This is a genomic window from Novosphingobium sp. HNCC26DJ243 (assembly GCF_057180545.1).
The window spans coordinates 486,426-505,070 of sequence record NZ_JBXUGN010000001.1; the positions used below are offsets into that span (position 1 = coordinate 486,426).

18 protein-coding genes are annotated in these 18,645 nt (G+C 64.1%); 6 read left to right on the forward strand and 12 right to left on the reverse strand.

The annotated features are described in order from the left end of the window. Nucleotides 1–2: 2 nt before the first annotated feature. The 3 genes from guaB to AC2A04_RS02425 form a co-directional block, all read right to left on the reverse strand. Nucleotides 3–1,460: an IMP dehydrogenase gene (guaB, locus tag AC2A04_RS02415; protein WP_484210717.1), complete on the reverse strand. Its 1,458-nt coding sequence runs from the start codon at nt 1,458–1,460 to the stop codon at nt 3–5. Between the two features lie 69 nt (nt 1,461–1,529). After that, complete coding sequence (locus AC2A04_RS02420) at nt 1,530–3,059, reverse strand: M28 family metallopeptidase (RefSeq protein ID WP_484210718.1); 1,530 nt, start codon at nt 3,057–3,059, stop codon at nt 1,530–1,532. 116 nt (nt 3,060–3,175) lie between these two features. Further along, entirely contained in the window at nt 3,176–3,961 is a 786-nt protein-coding gene (locus tag AC2A04_RS02425; RefSeq protein WP_484210719.1) for a 3-hydroxybutyrate dehydrogenase, read from the reverse strand. Between the two features lie 94 nt (nt 3,962–4,055). Between AC2A04_RS02425 and ypfJ the strand changes: the two genes are divergently transcribed. Together ypfJ and AC2A04_RS02435 are read left to right on the forward strand one after the other, a co-directional pair. Beyond that, nucleotides 4,056–4,916, forward strand: a complete 861-nt coding sequence (gene ypfJ / locus AC2A04_RS02430) for a KPN_02809 family neutral zinc metallopeptidase (protein WP_484210720.1) — start codon at nt 4,056–4,058, stop codon at nt 4,914–4,916. A gap of 140 nt (nt 4,917–5,056) precedes the next feature. After that, the gene (locus AC2A04_RS02435) at nt 5,057–5,617 is read left to right on the forward strand and encodes a hypothetical protein (protein ID WP_484210721.1); all 561 of its coding nucleotides are present in this window, start codon (nt 5,057–5,059) and stop codon (nt 5,615–5,617) included. 36 nt (nt 5,618–5,653) lie between these two features. On the opposite strand, the gene AC2A04_RS02440 is transcribed toward AC2A04_RS02435, so the two are convergent. From AC2A04_RS02440 to sdhC, 4 genes are all read right to left on the reverse strand, one after another. Further along, nucleotides 5,654–6,361, reverse strand: a complete 708-nt coding sequence (locus AC2A04_RS02440) for a hypothetical protein (RefSeq protein WP_484210722.1) — start codon at nt 6,359–6,361, stop codon at nt 5,654–5,656. A gap of 126 nt (nt 6,362–6,487) precedes the next feature. Then, nucleotides 6,488–8,308, reverse strand: coding sequence for a succinate dehydrogenase flavoprotein subunit (sdhA, locus tag AC2A04_RS02445; protein WP_484210723.1), 1,821 nt, complete (start codon nt 8,306–8,308; stop codon nt 6,488–6,490). Between the two features lie 3 nt (nt 8,309–8,311). Beyond that, nucleotides 8,312–8,695, reverse strand: a complete 384-nt coding sequence (gene sdhD / locus AC2A04_RS02450; protein WP_484210724.1) for a succinate dehydrogenase, hydrophobic membrane anchor protein — start codon at nt 8,693–8,695, stop codon at nt 8,312–8,314. A gap of 41 nt (nt 8,696–8,736) precedes the next feature. Further along, on the reverse strand, nt 8,737–9,162 hold the full coding sequence (gene sdhC, locus AC2A04_RS02455) for a succinate dehydrogenase, cytochrome b556 subunit (RefSeq protein ID WP_484210725.1): 426 nt from the start codon (nt 9,160–9,162) through the stop codon (nt 8,737–8,739). A 153-nt stretch (nt 9,163–9,315) separates the two neighbouring features. Between sdhC and bla the strand changes: the two genes are divergently transcribed. Next, a complete protein-coding gene (gene bla / locus AC2A04_RS02460) occupies nt 9,316–10,206 on the forward strand; it encodes a subclass B3 metallo-beta-lactamase (protein WP_484210726.1) in 891 nt (296 codons plus the stop codon). Next, nucleotides 10,203–11,159: a 50S ribosomal protein L11 methyltransferase gene (locus tag AC2A04_RS02465; RefSeq protein WP_484210727.1), complete on the forward strand. Its 957-nt coding sequence runs from the start codon at nt 10,203–10,205 to the stop codon at nt 11,157–11,159. Before bla ends, AC2A04_RS02465 begins: the two co-directional genes overlap by 4 nt. Nucleotides 11,160–11,186: 27 nt before the next feature. On the opposite strand, the gene AC2A04_RS02470 is transcribed toward AC2A04_RS02465, so the two are convergent. From AC2A04_RS02470 to recN, 5 genes are read right to left on the reverse strand one after another with little or no spacing between them, the layout of a single operon-like run. Continuing rightward, complete coding sequence (locus AC2A04_RS02470) at nt 11,187–11,684, reverse strand: CinA family protein (protein ID WP_484210728.1); 498 nt, start codon at nt 11,682–11,684, stop codon at nt 11,187–11,189. Continuing rightward, nucleotides 11,684–12,310 carry a LysE family translocator gene (locus AC2A04_RS02475; protein ID WP_484210729.1) on the reverse strand — a complete coding sequence of 209 codons (627 nt, stop codon included), beginning with the start codon at nt 12,308–12,310 and terminating at the stop codon, nt 11,684–11,686. The genes AC2A04_RS02470 and AC2A04_RS02475 overlap by 1 nt, the downstream gene beginning before the upstream one ends. 7 nt (nt 12,311–12,317) lie before the next feature. Beyond that, nucleotides 12,318–14,411 carry an NAD-dependent DNA ligase LigA gene (ligA, locus tag AC2A04_RS02480; RefSeq protein WP_484210730.1) on the reverse strand — a complete coding sequence of 698 codons (2,094 nt, stop codon included), beginning with the start codon at nt 14,409–14,411 and terminating at the stop codon, nt 12,318–12,320. A 50-nt stretch (nt 14,412–14,461) separates the two neighbouring features. Continuing rightward, complete coding sequence (locus AC2A04_RS02485) at nt 14,462–14,857, reverse strand: putative quinol monooxygenase (RefSeq protein ID WP_484210731.1); 396 nt, start codon at nt 14,855–14,857, stop codon at nt 14,462–14,464. Beyond that, on the reverse strand, nt 14,854–16,518 hold the full coding sequence (gene recN / locus AC2A04_RS02490) for a DNA repair protein RecN (RefSeq protein ID WP_484211672.1): 1,665 nt from the start codon (nt 16,516–16,518) through the stop codon (nt 14,854–14,856). The genes AC2A04_RS02485 and recN overlap by 4 nt, the downstream gene beginning before the upstream one ends. A 136-nt stretch (nt 16,519–16,654) precedes the next feature. On the opposite strand from recN, the gene AC2A04_RS02495 reads away from it, so the two are divergent. Beyond that, nucleotides 16,655–17,566 carry a UDP-2,3-diacylglucosamine diphosphatase gene (locus AC2A04_RS02495; protein ID WP_484210732.1) on the forward strand — a complete coding sequence of 304 codons (912 nt, stop codon included), beginning with the start codon at nt 16,655–16,657 and terminating at the stop codon, nt 17,564–17,566. Further along, on the forward strand, nt 17,563–18,627 hold the full coding sequence (locus AC2A04_RS02500; protein ID WP_484210733.1) for a glycosyltransferase family 4 protein: 1,065 nt from the start codon (nt 17,563–17,565) through the stop codon (nt 18,625–18,627). The genes AC2A04_RS02495 and AC2A04_RS02500 overlap by 4 nt, the downstream gene beginning before the upstream one ends. The last annotated feature ends 18 nt before the right edge of the window (nt 18,628–18,645 follow it).

The window sequence follows — 18,645 nt, forward strand, 5'->3', positions numbered from 1 at the left end:
CCTCAGCCGACCTTGTAGTTTGGCGCCTCGCGCGTGATCGTCACGTCATGGACGTGGCTTTCGCGAAGGCCCGCATTGGTTATGCGAACGAACTGCGCACGCTTGCGCAGATCCTCGATGGTGGCGCTGCCGGTGTAGCCCATCGCCGCCTTGATGCCGCCGACAAGCTGATGGACAACGTCCTTGGCCGGGCCCTTGAACGGCACCTGGCCTTCGATGCCCTCGGGCACCAGCTTCATCTGGTCCTTGATGTCCTGCTGGAAATAGCGGTCCGCGCTGCCGCGCGCCATCGCCCCGACCGAGCCCATGCCGCGATACGACTTGTAGGCGCGACCCTGGTAAAGGAATGTCTCGCCCGGCGCTTCCTCGGTTCCGGCCAGCATCGAGCCGATCATCACCGTGCTTGCGCCTGCGGCCAGTGCCTTGGCCGCGTCGCCCGAAGTGCGAAGGCCTCCATCTGCGATCACCGGAACGCCCGACTTTTCGGCTTCCTCGGCACATTCCATGACAGCGGTGAGCTGCGGCACGCCGACACCCGCAACGATGCGCGTGGTGCAGATCGATCCCGGCCCGATGCCGACCTTGATCCCATCGGCGCCTGCATCGACCAGCGAGCGCGCGGCCGCTGCGGTGGCGACATTGCCGGCGATCACCTGAACGGAATTCGAAAGCTTCTTGGCCGCCTCGACAGCGCGCGCCACATCACGATTGTGACCGTGCGCGGTATCGATGACAACGACATCGACCTCGGCCTCGACCAGGGCCTGAGTGCGGAGCAGGCCCTTTTCTCCCACGGTCGTCGCGGCGGCGACGCGCAGGCGGCCCGCGGCGTCCTTGGTCGCGTTGGGGAAAGTGACCGCCTTCTCGATATCCTTGACCGTGATCAGGCCGATGCACTTGAACGCATCGTCCACCACAAGCAGCTTCTCGATCCGGCGCTGGTGCAGGAGGCGACGGGCATCGTCCCCGCTTGCCCCGAGCTTTACCGTCGCAAGGTTCTCATGCGTCATCAGCTCGCGGACGGGCTGCTGCGGATTGTCGGCGAAGCGGACGTCGCGGTTGGTGAGAATGCCGACCAGCTTGCCCGATGCCTCGACAACGGGGATGCCGCTGATCTTGTGCTGGCGCATCAAGGCCTGAGCCTCGCCCAGCGGTGCATCAGGCGTGATCGTGATGGGGTTGACGACCATTCCGCTTTCGAAGCGCTTGACCGCCCGGACTGCGGCGCACTGCTCTTCGATCGAAAGATTGCGGTGGAGCACGCCGATTCCGCCGAGCTGTGCCATGACGATGGCCATGTCCGCCTCGGTTACCGTATCCATTGCCGACGACAGGATCGGGATGTTGAGGTGGATGCCCTTGGTCAGGCGCGTGCGCGTATCGGCCTGCGAAGGCACGATGTCCGACTCGGCAGGACGCAGAAGCACGTCATCGAAGGTAAGGCCGAGAGGGATATCCATGATGCGCGCCACTTCCATGTGTCCGGGGAGATTCGTGGCGGCCCATGTAAACAGGAAGGCCCGGTTCCGCTAGGGGGTTTGGGCCCGCTTTTGCGAGGGTCCCGGATAACGCCTGGGATCGGCGAAGGCGCGGACAAGTTCGACCTGCAGCGCGACGTCGTCGGCCATTCCGCGATAGTCGATCGACGGTCCCGCCTGATCCCCCGGCCTGTGGTAAGTATCCTCCATGAACCGCTCGATGCGATCCATGTCGCCATAGCTGCTGCTGACCATGACCGCAGGCACATCGTGCTGCATCAAGACCCAGCTGTCCTGCCGCTTTATATAGGCATTCGGACCGTCGCCCGGCGCGAGCCTGCGCTTCATTCGCCGCACGACATCGCCGATCAGCGGATCGAGCGGCGTCAGACCCTTGCCGACGATCCCGATTGCGCCACCCGGAGGCACAAGCCCCGTGCTGTCCACATTGAACGCGGCAACGACGCGGTCAAGCGGGATCGGCGGATCTTCGGCGAAAGCCATCGCGCCAAGCAATCCCAGTTCCTCGCCCGTCGTCGCCACAAAGTAGACATCGCGGTCCATCGCCTTGCCCCTGGCAAGCTGCCGCGCCGCTTCGGTCACCACGGCCAGACCGCTGGCATTGTCGACCGCGCCGTTGCAGATCAGGTCTTCGGCAGGCGGTTCGGCGCATTCGCCGAAATGATCCCAGTGCGCCATCATCAAGACCGCGCCCGCTCCGGGATTGCGGCCTGGAATGCGCCCGATGAGATTGTGGGTCTTGATCCGCGTCTCCCGGCTCGTCGCTTCCAGGGTGCCCGAAACACCCAGAGCGTAGGGCGCAAAGGCCGGGCTGGCGGCATCGGCTTTCAGCCTCGCCGTCGTCGGATAGGCCGAGCCGCTCAGGAGCAAATCCGCCGTGGCAGGTGTCATGAAGGCTTCGATCTCGTTTCCGATCTTGTCGCCCGCAACGGCATATCCCGCTCGCCTGCGCCGGGACATGACATCTTCCAGCCCCCGATCGTCATCAAGGATCGTGACGACTGCCAGAGCCCCTGCATCCAGCAAGCGCCCTGCCCGGTCGCCGGCGGCCTGCCCGTCGATACCTGCCGGCAGGCTGTCGAGCATCACCGCCACGCGACCGGCAAGTTCTGCCCGGGGTACGACAGGTGAAGCGGCATGTCCCATGAAAACTAGCGGCGCATCCAGCACGAGGCTGCGCAGCCCCGACGTCACCACGAATACGCTGTCCGCCGGAAGGATAAGCCGCTTGCGGCCACGCATGAAACTGGCGCGGGACATCACGGGTTCGCGTTCGACCAATTCGACCGGCGCGAACCACCCGCTGCCAGGAATATTCGTGCCCGCCTCGAGCCCGATGTCGAACCACTGTCGCGCGAGGTAGCGCAGGGTCTGGGTCTCGCCATCCGTACCGGGCTCGCGCCCTGCGAAATCATCGCTGGCCAGCGTTTCAACATGGGCCTGAAGCGCCGTTTCGAGTGGAGTGGGTTTCCGGGGTGCAGGCTTGGCGGCGACGAGCAGAAGCGCGCTGCAAACCAGCGCCCCCGTCATCGTCAGTCGCCAGCCCCCCGCACGCTTCATCGCCGCCCTCAAACGCTTCGTCGCAATCCCTTGCTCTCAAAAGCAGCAACGACGCGCAAGTTCCCAATTGGGCCAAATCACATGAACGGGAGTTTACACAAGCGCCCCTAGAGCGGTTATTCGGCCACCCAGCCGCCGTCCATGTTGTAGTTCGCGCCGGTGATGTTCCGCGCCTCATGTCGGCACAGGAACAGCGCCAGAGCCGCAAGGTCTTCGGGCTGCACGAATTCCTTGGTCGGCTGACGCACCAGCATCACGTCGTTGATGACCTGCTCCCGCGTCATGCCGCGCGCCTTCATCGTATCGGGAATCTGGTTTTCGACCAGTGGCGTCCAGACATAACCCGGGCTGATGCAATTGGCGGTCACGCCGTGAGTCGCCAGTTCCAGCGCCAGCGTCTTGGCAAGCCCGGCGATGCCGTGCTTCGCCGAAACGTAGGCCGCCTTGAACGGCGATGCGGTAAGAGAATGCGCCGATGCGGTGAAGATTATCCGGCCCCACCCCTTTGCCTTCATGCCGGGAATGGCGAGCCTGCAGGCATCAAAGGCAGAGGTCAGATTGAGCGCGATGATTGCGTCCCACTTTTCAACCGGAAACTCCTCCACGGGCGCGACGTGCTGCATGCCTGCATTGTTGATGAGAATGTCGACTGCCCCGAATTCGGCCAGGGCGGCGGCCACCATGGCTTCAGTGCCTTCGCGCCGGGTCAGGTCGGCCGGGGCGTAGATCGCGCGGCCGCCACTGGTGGCGGAAAGTTCCGCGCACAGAGTGGCGATCTGCGCAGGGTCTCCGAACCCGTTTAGTACGATATCGGCACCCTCGGCCGCCAACGCCTTTGCGTAAGCCAGGCCGATGCCCGAGGTCGAGCCGGTCACAAGCGCGCACTTGCCCTTCAGGAACATTCAATTACTCCGGAGATTCTGGGTACCAGTAGCCAACTGGCATCGCGGTCCGCACCGCGCTTGTCCAGTGGCCAGTGCAAAAAGGGGATGCCCGATGCGGCTCGACGATTTCGACGGTTCCATCAATGTCGAAGACCAGCGCGGCGGTGGAGGCCGCTTCCCGATGGGCGGCGGCGGCAAACTCGGCTGCGGTTCGATCGTGATCGCTTTGATCGCGGCTGTGGTTTTTGGCGTCGACCCCGCGCAAATGCTGGGCTCGCTCCAGCAGGGTCAGGTCAGCGCTCCGGTCGAGCAGCAGGGCGGCGCTTCGGTGGCCGAGAGCTGCTCGGTCAACGAATTCAGCCGCGAGAGCTGCAACGCCCTGTCCTCGCTCAACAAGACCTGGCAGCCGTTGTTTGCGCAGGCCAATATCAATTTCCAGGCACCCAAGCTGGTGTTCTATTCCCAGGCAGGCCAGTCGGGCTGCGGCGCGGCACAAAGCGCGATGGGACCATTCTATTGCCCGAGCGATGCCGGGATCTACATCGACACGGATTTCTATACCGATATGGACAAGCAAATGGGCGCGGGCGGCGATTTCGCCCGCGTTTACGTGATGGCGCACGAATACGGCCATCACATCCAGAACATGCTTGGCACATCCGACCAGGTGCGCCAGTTCCAGCAGCGCAACCCAAGCCAGGCCAACCAGTTCTCGGTGCGCCTGGAACTTCAGGCCGATTGCTACGCGGGGGTATGGGCAGGCCGCAATCGCGACCGGATTGAAGCGGGTGATATCGAGGAAGGCATGCGTGCTGCCCACCAGATCGGTGACGATACCCTTATGAAAGCTGCCGGCCGTCGCCCGGTCGAGGACGCCTTCACCCACGGCAGCGCAGCTCAACGCATGCAGTGGCTGCGCAAGGGCCTAGAAACCGGTGACGAGGATCAGTGCGACACTTTCAAGGACATCTGAAAAACCTCTCCGGAACCGAACGGCTTCCAGATGCTTCTTTTGGCAAAAGGGGGCACACTATGACTTTCACCAAGGCTCTTCGGTTCGCACTACTGCCTTGTACTTGTGCCATCGCCGTCCCTGCCTTCGGGCAGACGGCGGTGTCGCAGGACAATGTTACCGCTGGTGACGTCGTCACCACACCGCTCAGCGATCTCAACATCAAGAAGGACGAGGTTCCTGAGCTGCTCGTACGCGCACGGGCCAAGCCGTATGACCTATCAGGTCTCAGCCGCTGCCCCGCAATCGGTGCTGAAGTCGCGAAGCTCGACGCGGTGCTGGGCGACGATATCGACATCGCGCGCGATGATGGCAATTCGACAATCAAGATGGGCAATATCGCCAAGTCTGTAGTCAGTTCGCTGATCCCGTTCGGAGGGGTGATCCGCGAGATCAGCGGCGCCAATGCCCAGCAGCGCAAATGGAACGAGGCGATCTATGCCGGATCGGTCCGGCGCGCCTTCCTCAAGGGTGTAGGCCAGCAGCGCGGGTGCAAGTACCCTGCCCGCACCGCCACCGCTAACGATGCGCAAAAGCTTTGGGCCAAGCGCGATGCGGCAGAAGCTGCCGCAAAGGCCGCCAAGGATAATTCTTCCAAGTCGTCGGAAGGCAAATCAAATTCCAAATCCGAAAAGGACTCGAAGAACAACTCCGGCAACTAGGAAGGTCGACCGACCTTCCCGTCACAACGGCAGACCTCAGCTTTCGCGGCTGAGCCGCTCAATCTCGGCATCGAGTTCGCGAAGAACGTCCTTGCGGATCTCATTCGACAGACTCTTGTCTCCGGCTATCTCTTCACGCGCCTCGCGCACGCCCTTGAGCGCCTGCGCCATGGCATGCTTCTCCATGTCCCCCGGCGTGCCGCACATGCGGATGCGGACGCGCGTCAGCTTGCCGTTTTCCTCTGCCGTGGTGTCGACGTCGGAGATTGCGTCCTTGTCCGTGCAGTGCGAGCCGCCATGCTCGGTAACCACGTCGGTAATGCCTTCGCCGCTGTCGTCGAGAACGATCACGCGCTGTTTCATCATGCGATGGTCATCACCTGCCATAGGCGGAACGGGCGGGATCGGAGGGATGCGCGCATCGGCGGCTGCTACACGCTGCTCGACCTCCGCATCGCTCAGCGGTCGGGCGGTCTGGAACACGAAAGTCTTGCCGTCGCGCGTAATGGTCCGGACGTATTCCTTGCCGTCCTCGCCTCCGTGCTTCTCGACGATCACGATCTGCCGCGCCATCTCCGGAGGAGCGGGAGGAGCGGGAGGCGCTGGCGGCGCAGGAGGTGCAGGCGGCGCGGGAGGTGTGGGTGGCATGGGCGCATCCACAGCGCCATAGGCAATCGACCCGGCGGTCACTGCCAGCACGGCCCCTGCTAGCAGGGCGAACTTCGTAACGGTGTTCTTGGTCATCGAACCGACTCCCGAAAGGGGCCGCTGCCGGCCCCAAAAAGCATTGTGCCGGGAATACACATGTCCCGGCACAAGCTGTTTCGGTGTTCGACGAACCACCGGTCCTGCTGGACGGGCGTCAGGTGCTTAGTACACGCGCTTCTTTGGCTTGATGTACTCGACGTCGTCGGTGAGCGTGTATTCGTGGACCGGGCGATAGTCGATGCGCACTTCGCCGCCCTTTCCGCCCCAACCGTTGAACCAGGCCGCGGTGTGCTTCATCCACTCGGCATCGTTGCGATCGGGGAAATCCTCGTGTGCGTGCGCGCCGCGGCTTTCCTTGCGGTTGTGCGCCGAATGCATCGTCACGGCAGCCTGGCTGATCAGATTGTCGAGTTCGAGCGTTTCGACCAGGTCCGAGTTCCAGATCAGCGAACGGTCGGACACGTTGATGTCCTCCATGCGCTTGTAGGTCTCGGCGAGCTTGACCTTGCCTTCGGCCATGAGTTCGTCGGTGCGGAACACCGCCGCATGGGCCGACATCGTGCGCTGCATCTCGATGCGCACTTCTGCCGTGGGCGATCCGCCCTTGGCATGGCGGAAGTGATCGAGACGGGTCAGCGCGAGGTCAGCACTGTCCTTGGGCAGCGAGTTGTGCGCAGTGCCGGGCTTGATCAGTTCCTTGAGACGCAGACCCGTGGCGCGTCCGAACACGACAAGGTCGATCAGCGAGTTCGAGCCGAGGCGGTTTGCACCGTGGACCGAGACGCAGGCCGCTTCGCCGACAGCGAACAGGCCGGGGATGATCGTTTCCGGATTGCCATCCGCGCCGATCGTCACGACTTCGCCGTGATAGTTCGTCGGGATGCCGCCCATGTTGTAGTGAACGGTCGGAACCACCGGCAATGGCTGGCGGGTCAGGTCGACGCCGGCGAAGATTTTGCCGCTTTCGGTGATGCCCGGCAGACGCTCGGCCAGCACCTTCTGGTCGATGTGATCGAGGTGCAGGAAGATGTGATCCTTGTGCGGACCGACGCCGCGACCTTCGCGGATTTCGAGCGCCATCGAACGCGACACCACGTCGCGCGAGGCGAGGTCCTTGGCCGAAGGCGCGTAGCGCTCCATGAAGCGCTCGCCCTCGGAGTTGGTCAGATAGCCACCCTCACCACGAGCACCCTCGGTGATCAGCACGCCCGCTCCATAGATGCCGGTCGGGTGGAACTGGACGAACTCCATGTCCTGCAACGGGAGCCCCGCGCGCAGCACCATGCCGCCACCGTCGCCCGTGCACGTATGGGCCGAGGTTGCGGTGAAGTACGAACGGCCATAGCCGCCGGTTGCCAGCACCACCGCGTGGCTGCGGAAGCGATGGATCGAGCCATCGTCCATGCACAGCGCGATCACGCCACGGCATTCGCCGTTCTCCATGATCAGGTCGATCGCGAAATATTCAATGAAGAAGTCGGCGTCGTACTTCAGGCTCTGTTGATAGAGCGCGTGAAGCATGGCGTGGCCGGTACGGTCGGCAGCGGCGCAAGTGCGCTGGACCGGCGGGCCCTCGCCCATGTTCTGCATGTGACCGCCGAAAGGACGCTGGTAGATCGTGCCTTCGGCATTGCGGCTGAAGGGAACGCCCGCGTGCTCGAGTTCGTATACCGCCGCAGGCGCTTCGCGCACCATGTATTCGATGGCGTCCTGGTCACCCAGCCAGTCCGACCCCTTGACGGTGTCGTACATGTGCCAGGTCCAGTGGTCCGGGCTGTTGTTGCCGAGCGATGCGGCAATGCCGCCCTGCGCCGCGACGGTGTGCGAACGGGTCGGGAAGACCTTGGTGATGCAGGCCGTGCGCAAGCCTGCCTGGGCCGAACCCATCGTGGCGCGCAGGCCCGATCCGCCCGCACCCACGACGACCGTGTCGTAGGTGTGGTCGATGATCTTGTATGCCGGCTGAGCGGAAGTGGAAGCCATGACTTACGCGCCCCCCAGAGCGATGCGAAGAACCGAAAGGATGCCGAACGCGGCAGCGGCGAAAGGCACGATGTTGACCAGCAGCCAGGCCGCGATCTTGCCGCCTTCCTCGTGGACGTAATCCTCGAGCATGACCTGCACGCCCATGCGCGCATGGGTGAAGGTGTTGATCATGATCAGGATCAGCGCGATCGACGGCAGCGGCCGTGCAACCCAGCCACGCACGGTGGCGTAGGAATAGTCCGGCAGCAGCGCGAGGCTGGCGATCAGGAAGGTGATCAGAACGAGGTTGCCGACAGCCGTGAGGCGCGCGGTAAGCCAGTGATGCGTGCCGTGGTGGCTGGAGCCGAGGCCCCGCACGCGGCCGATGGAAGTGCCGTTACCCATGAGGCTTTGCCTTTTCTTGAATTGCCATGTCCCGCCGGCGCTCAGCGCAGCAGCAGGAAAGCCCAGAACAGGACGGTGGCGCCGATCGAGAAGACCAGCGTCGCGATTGACCAGCGTGCATTGGCTTCAAGCTCGTAGCCTGCACCGATGTCGAGGATCAGGTGACGGATGCCCGAAGCGGCGTGCTGGAAGAATGCCCAGCTTAGGCCGACAAGCACGACCTTGCCGAGGATCGCTGTGACAGATTGCAGACCGCCGCCAGCGCCCGTCCACGTATAGTCGAGGAACGACTGGTAGCTTTCCGGGCCGCTTGCCAGAGCACCGATCCACCACAGCAGGAGACCGAGCCCTGCAAAGGCCAGCCCGTTTCCGGTGACGCGGTGTAGGATCGAAACCAGCATCGCCGGGCCCCAGCGCCAGATCTGGAGATGCGGCGAGATCGGCCGTGCTTTGCGCGCCTGCGCCATGAACAAACCCCCTTGAAGTCAGCATGGGTCGGGCAAACGCCCAGACCGGGATGCGATTCGTATTAGTCGAATTGATCGACCGTGCAAGCGCGCCGGGGATGTAAAAAAGGACAGCCCGTTGCGCGCACCTGCAAGCGCTCCTAGACAGCGGCCATGACCTTTCGTCCATCCCTGATTTTCGCGTGTGCCGCGCTGGTGTTCGGCAACTCCGCCTTGGCAGCAGCCGCACCACAAGCCGCTGACCCTGCGGCGGGCAAGCGCTTTGCCGAGCAGTGTGCCGGCAAGGAAAGCTTCGACGATCCCGCCCCGCCCGTGCACATATTCGGCAATGTATGGTACGTCGGCACCTGCACCGTGACGGTCCTGCTGCTGACTTCGCCGAAGGGTCACGTACTGGTCGATGCAGCAACTGAAGGCGCAGTGCCGCATGTCCTGGCAAACATTCGCGCTGCGGGCTTCGACCCCAGAGACGTGCGCTGGATCGTATCGAGCCATGAGCACTTCGACCATGTCGGCGGCCTCGCCCTGCTCAAGCAGGCGACCGGCGCGAAGGTCGTCGCCCGCGCCGAGGCCGTGCCGGTCCTGCGTAGCGGCAAGGTAAGCCCGGCCGATCCTCAAGCGCAGGAGATCCATGGCTTTACCCCGGTCCGGCCGGACAAGGTGATGAAGGCAGGCGGAGTTCTGAAGGCGGGTCCCCAGAGACTCACCATGATTGCAACCCCGGGCCACACGGAAGGATCGACGAGCTGGTCGTGGACGAGCTGCGATGGCGCGACGTGCGAGAAGTTCACCTACCTCGACAGCATATCTGCCCTGCCGCTCGGCACGTATCGCTTTGCCGATCACCCTGATCGCGTCGCCATGTTCCGCAAGACCTTCGACATGATCGATGCGATGGATTGCGGCATCGTCCTGACCCCTCATCCCTCGGTCAGCGCGATGGTGGAGCGGATGGCGGGTACCGAGCCGCTGCGCGAGCCAGAGGACTGCCGCGTGATTGCCAAAGGCGCAAGTGCGCGGCTCGATACGGCGTTGCTGCCATGAGTTGGAAAGTCACCATATTCGCCCCGCGCGACATCGTGCAGGCTGCACTCGTGGCACATGAGGATGCGTGGAACTGGGACCACGATATCGTCATCGCCGGGAGCGAGATCGCCGAGGACAAGCCTGAGGATTGGCAGCTGGAAGCCTGGCTGGATCGCAAGCCGACCAGGGCCGACCAGACCATGATCGCCGACCTGTTCGAAGGCAAGCCGCCGAAACTGCAGATCGCCAGGCTGCCCGAAACCGACTGGGTGACGTTGAGCCAGCAGGGAGTCGAACCGATCCGCGAAGGCGCATTCCACGTTCATACGCCTGAATACCCGCCGCTCGATCAACCCGGTGTGCGCGATTTCGTGATCCCGGCCAGTCAGGCCTTCGGCACCGGACAGCACGCGACGACGGCGGGATGCCTGGCGATGCTCACGCACATGAAACGACAGGGCGTGCGAGTGAAGAATCTCGCCGATATTGGCACAGGCACGGGCCTGCTCGGCTTTGCCGGCCTGCACCTCTGGCCCGGCGCACGCGCTGTGGCGAGCGATATCGACGCCGTATGCGGGCCGGTCGTTGCCGAGAACGCCGAGAACAACGGCATCACGCTCGGCGATGGTGCCGGCCGCATGGCGATGGTTATCGCTGCGGGCATGGATCATCCGCTCCTGCAGGCGGCCGGCCCCTATGATCTGCTGATTGCCAACATCCTTGCCGGCCCTCTGGTCGAACTCGCCCCGGCTTTTGCACAAGCGGTTGTCCCGGGCGGCAGCGTGCTGCTGGCAGGCCTGCTCGAAACGCAGGAAGCAGGCGTTCGTGCGGCCTATCGCAAGGCTGGACTGCGTCTTGCCGCGCGCATGGTGCGCGGCGACTGGTCGATCCTGTGGCTGCGTCGCCGCAGCGGAGGCCGGGTACGTTCGAGCAGGGTCGGCGCACTGCCGGACTGGTCGAAGCGCTGGTAACTCCCGTTCAGCTTGCACGCCGCCGCATCAGCGGGTTTGCAGGGTATCGCAAAGCAAGCGCAGCGCTGTTCCGGTGAACGCCGCCATATTTGCTAACCGGTCGTCACTGCCCGTGGCGACAAGGCTCGATGCCTTGAGACCGTCAGGCCCGACGACCGCGACGGCGCTCGTCCCAGAAGCGACACCGAGCGGGTGGACGCTCTTGCCTCCCGCGGCGCCGGTTTCGGCAATTCCCCAGTCCGCGCTGTAACGCTCCCGGATCAGTTCGGCTTGGGCGATGGCGTAGGCTTCGGTTGCCGAGTTCAGCCCGCGCAGCGATCCCGGTGGATGCCCGAGCACGACCCGCCGCCCCTTGAGCGTGTAGATTACCCCGCCACCAAGGTAGAATGCCGAGGCTCCGGGCATGGCCAGCAAGCTCGCCGAGATCAACCCGCCGGTTGCGCCGTCGACAACCGCGATCGTCTGGCCGCGCGCCTTGAGCAGCGCACCGGCTTCTGCTCCGATCGCGGCAAGTGCCTCCAGCATCAGGTGCGCGAGCCGAGCATGGCGAGGCCGAAAGCGACGAACACCCCGCCGGTCACCCGATTGAACAGAGTTCTGAGCGACGGTCGCTTAAGCGCGCCCGCGATCGACCGACCGCCGACTGCGTAGACAAAGAACCAGGAAATCTCGACGACGCCGAAGGTCAGGACCATGATCGCGAACTGCGGCAGTTCGGGGCGGCTGGCATCTATGAACTGGGGCAAGAAGGCTGCGGCGAAAAGCAGCGCTTTGGGATTGGAAATGCCAACGCCGAACGCGGTTCGAAACACGCGCACGTTCGAGATCGTCGGTGGGATTTGACCGCCTTCGAGATCGACTTCAGCATCGCGCGCGGTCCAGGACTTGTATCCGAGCCACAGCAGGTAGGCCGCGCCCGCCACGCGCAGGACCGTGAACGCGCCCGGCAGCGCCGAGAGCAGCGCGGTCAAGCCGAGTGCGGAAGCCGTGAGCAGGCTGACGACCGCAAGAAAACAACCCGCCATCGCGAAGATCGATCGCGGCAAGCCCAGTTCTACGCTCCGGGTCATGACGTGAAGCATGTTGGGGCCGGGCGAACCCGAAATGAAGAAGACGGTGACGACGAACACCCACCAGGTATGAAGATCCATCGCGCCCCTACCCTGCGTTCCTGACGATTTCGGCCCATGCGGCTTCGTCTATGACGTCAATCCCGAGCGCGGCCGCCTGCTTCAGCTTCGATCCCGCGCCGGGACCTGCAACCACGAGGCCGGTTTTTGCGGAAACCGAGCCGGCGGCGCGTGCGCCCAGGGCTTCGGCTTGCGCCTTGGCCTCGTCACGGCTCATGGTTTCAAGTTTGCCGGTAAATACCACGATCTTGCCAGCTACCGCGCTGGCTTTGGTTTCGACGACATAATCGGGGGGCGAAACTTCCGAGAGCAGGTCTTCCCAGACCTCCACGTTATGATGCTCGTGGAAGAAGTCGGCGAGTGCTTCGACGACGACCGGACCGACGCCATCGATCGACAGGAGTTCAGCCGTCGCATCACGGTGCGCGTCTGAATCCGTGTCATTCGATACCGTATGGGCAGCTTCCGCTGCCTCACGCAACCGGGGCAACGTGACGAAGCGCTTCATCAGATCGCGCGCCGTGACCGCGCCGACATGGCGGATGCCAAGACCGAACAGGAGGCGCGCGGCATCGGGCGTGCGCTTGGCCTCGATCGCTGCCAACAGGTTGTCCACAGACTTGTCCTTCCAGCCTTCGCGCCCGACGATGTCGGCACGGCGCTTGCGCAGGCGGAAAATGTCGGCGGGGCTCCCGAGCCAGCCAAGCTGGTAGAATTCGACAATGGTCTTCTCGCCCAGCCCCTCGATATCGAGCGCGGCCCGGCTGACGAAGTGCTTGAGACGTTCGACACGCTGGGCCGGACAGATCAATCCGGCGGTGCAGCGGACATCGACCTCGCCTTCTTCGGCCACGGCTTCGGACTGGCATTCGGGGCAACGATTGGGAAAGTGATAAGGATCGCGCGGCTCATCGCGGCTCAGATTCTCGACCACTTGCGGGATCACATCGCCCGCGCGCTGCAGGACGATGCGGTCGCCGATGCGAAGCCCGAGACGGCCGATCTCGTCGCGGTTATGAAGCGTGACGTTGGTGACGGTTACGCCGCCGACCAGAACGGGCTTGAGCCGACCGACCGGCGTCAGCTTGCCGGTGCGGCCCACCTGGATGTTGATGGCGTCGAGCGTGGTTTCGGCGCGCTCGGCGGGGAACTTGTGCGCCATGCCCCAGCGCGGCGCCTTCGCGACAAAACCGAGCCGCTCCTGCCAATCGAGCCGGTCGACCTTGTAGACGACGCCGTCGATATCGTACGGCAAATCCACGCGTTGCTCTCCGATGCTGCGGTAGTGGGCCAGCAAGTCTTCAGTCGAAGTGCAGCGCACCAGCAGCGGCGAGACCGGCACGCCCCAGCGCGCAATCTTCTGCATCATCTCAAACTGCGTCGCGGCGGGCACTTCGCTGGCTGCGCCCCATCCGTGCGCAAGGAAACGCAAGAACCGGCTACCCGTGACACTGGCATCCTTCTGGCGCAGTGAACCGGCGGCGGCATTGCGCGGGGTCGCAAAGATCTTCTCACCCTTTTCCGCCTGCGCATCGTTAAGCGCGGCAAAATCTGACTTGGCCATGTAGACCTCGCCGCGGATCTCGAAGACGGCGGGGATGTCGAAGAGCCCCTCGCCTTTCAATTCCTGCGGAATATCCTTGATATGCGCGACATTGGCGGTGACGTCTTCGCCCACCTGCCCGTCACCGCGCGTGGCCGCACGGACGAGCTTGCCGTTTTCATAGCGGAGCGAACAGGAGAGACCGTCGATCTTGTCCTCAGCGGTCATCGCCACTTCCACAGCATCAGGCAATGCGAGGAAGCGGCGGACGCGCGCGACGAATTCTGCAACTTCCTCATCGGAAAAAGCATTGTCGAGGCTCATCATCCGAACCTCGTGCGCGACCTTGCCCAGCGGCGATGACGCAACCTCGTGGCCAACCTGTGCGCTTGGGCTGTCGGGCCGGATCAGATGCGGGAATGCAGCCTCGAGTTCCGCGTTGCGGCGAACAAGCGCATCGTATTCTGCGTCGGAGACTTCGGGCGCGTCCTCGGCATGATAGAGCCGGTTGTGCCTTGCAATCTGACGCGCAAGCCGCATCAGTTCATTGGCGGCATCCGCTTCGGTCAACGCACTCATGCCTTCCCGCCCCTCCTCCTCAGAGTATGGGGCCGAGGGGTGGTTCTGGTTCAACGCTTGCCCCCTGCTCTCTCAACCTCAGCCCGCGCACCGAACCCGGCGATGATCGGGCGTGCCTTGCGGATGGCCTCCTGCACTTGCGGCAACCCGAGGCTGGCCTTGTGCGACGCTTCGTCCTTCCACACCTCGGTGATCCAGATCGAATTCTCGTCGGCCTTGTCGCGCCAGATCTCGTACGACAGGTTGCCGGGCATGTCCCGGATGCCTTCGGCAAGGTAGCCGATCAGTTCTTCGCGCTTGCCCGGAGCGGACAGCATCTGGCCGATGATCGCATAGACCTTGGCGGGATCGACTTCTTCCATGGTGTGCCCTTTCGAGGCGAGCAGCAGCGCGGCTGCGGTGCTGCCGATGAATGTGCGGCGCCCGATCATCTGGACCGGGATCATGCCTGTTCGAGCAGGCGGTCGGCCTGAGCGCGCGCCTCAGCGGTCACTTCGGCGCCCGAGAGCATGCGCGCGATCTCTTCCTTGCGGGCGGCGGCATCGAGCAGGCCGACCGAGGTGCGCGTGACGGTGCCCTGGGAGGACTTGGCGATCATGTAGTGCCGGTCCCCCCGCGCCGCGACCTGCGGGCTGTGCGTGACGGCGAGGAGCTGGCCGCCCGAGGCAAGCCGCGCAAGGCGCTCGCCAATGGCGCTGGCGACGGCGCCGCCGACGCCGCGGTCGATCTCGTCGAAGATGATCGTGGCAGCCCCGCCCTCCTCGGCAAGCGCAACCTTGAGCGCGAGAATGAACCGCGAAAGTTCGCCGCCCGAAGCGATCTTGCCCAAAGGCGCGAAATCGGCGCCGGGATTGGTCGAGATGAGGAATTCGACCGCGTCCATGCCACCTGCGCCCCAGCGGTCCTCGGGCAGGCGCAGGACGGCGGTGTGAAACTTTGCCGAATCGAGCTTCAAGGGCGCCAGTTCTGCGGCGACCGCCTTGTCGAGGCGACGGGCAGCCTCGGCACGGACGACCGAGAGCGTCTCGGCCTTGGCCTGATAATCCAGCGCCGCTTCGCGCGCAGTGCGTTCGAGCTTGCCGACCTGCGCCTCCCCACCTTCGATCGCGTCGAGCGCGTCGCGCATCTCATGCATCTTGTGCGGGAGCTCGTCGACCGTGCAGCCGTGCTTGCGGGCCGCCGCACGCAATTCAAACAGGCGCGTCTCGATGCGATCGAGCAAGGCGGGATCGTGGGCGAGCAGTTCGGCCGCACGGGCCAGCTTGTCTTCGGCCTCGCCCGCCTCGATCACGGCGCGGTCAAGCGCTTCGAGCGCTTCGGCAAGCATGGGGTGTTCAGAGGCGATCCGATCAAGCCGGCGGGCGGCGCTGCGCAAGGTGGCGAGCGCGGAATCCGACCCTTCCCAAAGACGCTGGAGTTCGACGAGATCGCCCGACAGGCGTTCGCCCTTCTGCATGTCGGCGCGCTGGCCGGCGAGTTCGTCTTCCTCGCCTATTACAGGAGCGAGCGCGTTGAGTTCGGCAAGATGAGCGAGAAGGAGGTCCTGTTCTTCAGCAGCCCTGGCTACCGCAGAACGGGCCTGCGCCAGCGCGTCTTCAGCCTTGCGCCATCTGCTCCACGCCTGCTCGACGCCGGCGACATCGGCACCGGCGTAGCGGTCGAGCAGGGCGCGGTGACCGCGGGCGTTGACCAGACCGCGATCGTCGTGCTGGCCGTGAAGTTCGACAAGACTGCGCGCAAGGTCGCGCAGCAGGGCGACGCCGACGGGCTGGTCGTTGATGAAGGCCTTCGATCCGCCATCGGCCTTGAGACGGCGCTTGACGATCAGCGGCTCGCCCGGCTCGATATCGACCTCAGCCTCGGAAAGCGCGCCGCGCAAAGGATCGGGCAGGCGATCAAACTCGAATGTGGCGACGACGCTGGCCTGGTCTTCCCCCGCGCGGACAAGGCCGCTGTCGGCACGATCACCCAGAACGAGGCCCAGCGCATCGAGCAAAATCGACTTGCCCGCGCCGGTCTCGCCCGTCAGCACGCCGAGCCCGCTGTCGAACGAAAGGTCCAGTGCTTCGATGAGCACGACATTGCGGATCGACAGGCTGGTGAGCATCGCGACCGATTCTCTAGCGCCTTGAACGCGCTTCGTCACCAACGTTCCCCACTTGTTTCATCGGCGTGACACCCTGCCACACGCCCGCAACGCGAATCCGCCATTGCTGCCTCCGAACTGGAGAAAGGTGCGCATCATGGCTTTCCGCGCGAAATGGGACGGTTCGTCGTCCTTCAAGTCCTCCTCGGAGCTGCTCTCGTCGATCCCGGCCTGGCTGGACATGCCCGAGCCGCGGGGTTTTCGCCCCAAGCGCAAGCTGCGCACGGTGTTCATTTCCGACGTCCATCTTGGCACGCGCGGCTGCAACGCGGCGCTTCTGCTCGATTTCCTCGCCTCGATCGAATGCGAGACGCTCTATCTGGTTGGCGACATCGTCGACGGATGGCGGCTACGCAAGGGATGGTACTGGCCCGACGAGCATAACGAGGTGGTGCGGCGCGTACTCAAGATGGCGCATCGCGGCACGCGTGTGGTGCTGATCGCGGGCAACCATGATGAAATGCTCCGCCCCTATGCCGGCATGGAGTTCGGCGGTGTCGAGCTGGCGCTTGAGGCAATCCACGAGACCGCCGATGGCCGACGCCTGCTGGTAACGCATGGCGACGGGTTCGACGGCGTGGTGCTCTACGCCCGCTGGCTCGCCTTCCTTGGCGACAAGGCCTACTCGCTGCTTTTGCGGGCCAATGGCTGGTTCAACGTGGTGCGACGCCACCTCAAGATGCCTTACTGGTCGCTCTCGGCCTATCTCAAGAAGCGCGTGAAGAACGCGGTCCAGTTCGTCTGCGACTATGAAGAGGCCGTGGCCCACGCCGCGCGCGACATAGGTGTCGATGGCGTGGTTTGCGGGCACATCCACTGCGCCGAAATCCGCCAGATCGGTGATGTCACCTACTACAACGACGGTGACTGGGTGGAAAGCTGCACCGCTCTGATCGAGGAACGGGACGGCTCGATGGCGATCCTCGACTGGGCCGAGGAAACCCGCCGCGCCGCAGCGCTCAAAGCCGCGCTCGCACCGATACCCGCGCTTGAGGAGGAACCGGCATGAGAATCGCGATCTGTACCGATGCCTGGCACCCTCAGGTCAATGGCGTGGTCCGCACGCTAGCCACCACGGTCGATCGGCTGATCGCGCGCGGTCACGAGGTTGAACTGATTACGCCTGGCCAGTTTTGCACGATGCCGCTCCCTGGCTACAGCGAAATCCGGCTGGCGATGGCACCACGCTTCGGCACGCGGCGCACCCTAGCAGATTTCGCGCCCGACATCGTGCACATCGCGACCGAAGGCCCGATCGGCTGGAGCGCGCGCAGCTGGTGCAAAGCCAACGCCGTGCCGTTCACCACTGCCTTCCACACGCGATTCCCGGAATATGCCGCCGCACGCACCGGGCTGAAGCCCGAACACTTCTGGCCGCTCATGCGTCGATTCCATCGCCCGAGCAGCGCTGTGCTGGTATCGACGCCAACGCTTGCCGACGAGCTGGCTGCACAGGGCATCGGTCAAACCCGTCAGTGGACGCGCGGGATCGACCGCGACCTGTTCCACCCCCGGCACGACCCCCTGCCCGAACTGGCGGCACTCCCCGGCCCGGTCCTGCTCAGCGTCGGACGCGTTGCGGTCGAAAAGAACCTCGGCGCTTTTCTGGATGCCGACGTGGAAGGCACAAAGGTCGTCGTTGGTGACGGGCCGGATCTTGCCCGTCTCAAGGTGCGCTACCCGGACATTCGCTTCCTCGGTGCCCTGCACGGCACGGACCTGGCACGCGCCTATTGCTCGGCTGACGTCTTCGTGTTCCCGAGCCGCACCGACACGTTCGGCCTTGTGATGATCGAGGCGCTGGCCTGCGGCGTGCCTATCGCGGGATTTCCCGTTCCTGGCCCCCTCGATGTAGTGGGCCTGCAGGGCTATGGCCCGGCGAACATGTTGCCCATGTGCGTAGGCGCGGTTAACGAAAATCTGGCGCTCGCCATCCGCAAAGCCCTGCGTTGCGATCCACTTGGCGCAGCCGTCCATGGCGCCTCATTCAACTGGGAACGCTCAACTGACCAGTTTCTCGAGGCCGTTAGCGGTGCGATAGCGCCGGTTCACGAAGTTGCTTTCGCGTAGCACGCACGCAAACAAAGG

What these genes read in the sequence shown, in the direction of transcription:
- guaB (WP_484210717.1), bottom strand. Translation starts at nt 1,460, where the DNA reads ATGGATATCCCTCTCGGCCTTACCTTCGATGACGTGCTTCTGCGTCCT.
- AC2A04_RS02420 (WP_484210718.1), bottom strand. Translation starts at nt 3,059, where the DNA reads ATGAAGCGTGCGGGGGGCTGGCGACTGACGATGACGGGGGCGCTGGTT.
- AC2A04_RS02425 (WP_484210719.1), bottom strand. Translation starts at nt 3,961, where the DNA reads ATGTTCCTGAAGGGCAAGTGCGCGCTTGTGACCGGCTCGACCTCGGGC.
- ypfJ (WP_484210720.1), top strand. Translation starts at nt 4,056, where the DNA reads ATGCGGCTCGACGATTTCGACGGTTCCATCAATGTCGAAGACCAGCGC.
- AC2A04_RS02440 (WP_484210722.1), bottom strand. Translation starts at nt 6,361, where the DNA reads ATGACCAAGAACACCGTTACGAAGTTCGCCCTGCTAGCAGGGGCCGTG.
- sdhA (WP_484210723.1), bottom strand. Translation starts at nt 8,308, where the DNA reads ATGGCTTCCACTTCCGCTCAGCCGGCATACAAGATCATCGACCACACC.
- sdhD (WP_484210724.1), bottom strand. Translation starts at nt 8,695, where the DNA reads ATGGGTAACGGCACTTCCATCGGCCGCGTGCGGGGCCTCGGCTCCAGC.
- sdhC (WP_484210725.1), bottom strand. Translation starts at nt 9,162, where the DNA reads ATGGCGCAGGCGCGCAAAGCACGGCCGATCTCGCCGCATCTCCAGATC.
- bla (WP_484210726.1), top strand. Translation starts at nt 9,316, where the DNA reads ATGACCTTTCGTCCATCCCTGATTTTCGCGTGTGCCGCGCTGGTGTTC.
- AC2A04_RS02465 (WP_484210727.1), top strand. Translation starts at nt 10,203, where the DNA reads ATGAGTTGGAAAGTCACCATATTCGCCCCGCGCGACATCGTGCAGGCT.
- AC2A04_RS02470 (WP_484210728.1), bottom strand. Translation starts at nt 11,684, where the DNA reads ATGCTGGAGGCACTTGCCGCGATCGGAGCAGAAGCCGGTGCGCTGCTC.
- AC2A04_RS02475 (WP_484210729.1), bottom strand. Translation starts at nt 12,310, where the DNA reads ATGGATCTTCATACCTGGTGGGTGTTCGTCGTCACCGTCTTCTTCATT.
- ligA (WP_484210730.1), bottom strand. Translation starts at nt 14,411, where the DNA reads ATGAGTGCGTTGACCGAAGCGGATGCCGCCAATGAACTGATGCGGCTT.
- AC2A04_RS02485 (WP_484210731.1), bottom strand. Translation starts at nt 14,857, where the DNA reads ATGATCCCGGTCCAGATGATCGGGCGCCGCACATTCATCGGCAGCACC.
- recN (WP_484211672.1), bottom strand. Translation starts at nt 16,518, where the DNA reads ATGCTCACCAGCCTGTCGATCCGCAATGTCGTGCTCATCGAAGCACTG.
- AC2A04_RS02495 (WP_484210732.1), top strand. Translation starts at nt 16,655, where the DNA reads ATGGCTTTCCGCGCGAAATGGGACGGTTCGTCGTCCTTCAAGTCCTCC.
- AC2A04_RS02500 (WP_484210733.1), top strand. Translation starts at nt 17,563, where the DNA reads ATGAGAATCGCGATCTGTACCGATGCCTGGCACCCTCAGGTCAATGGC.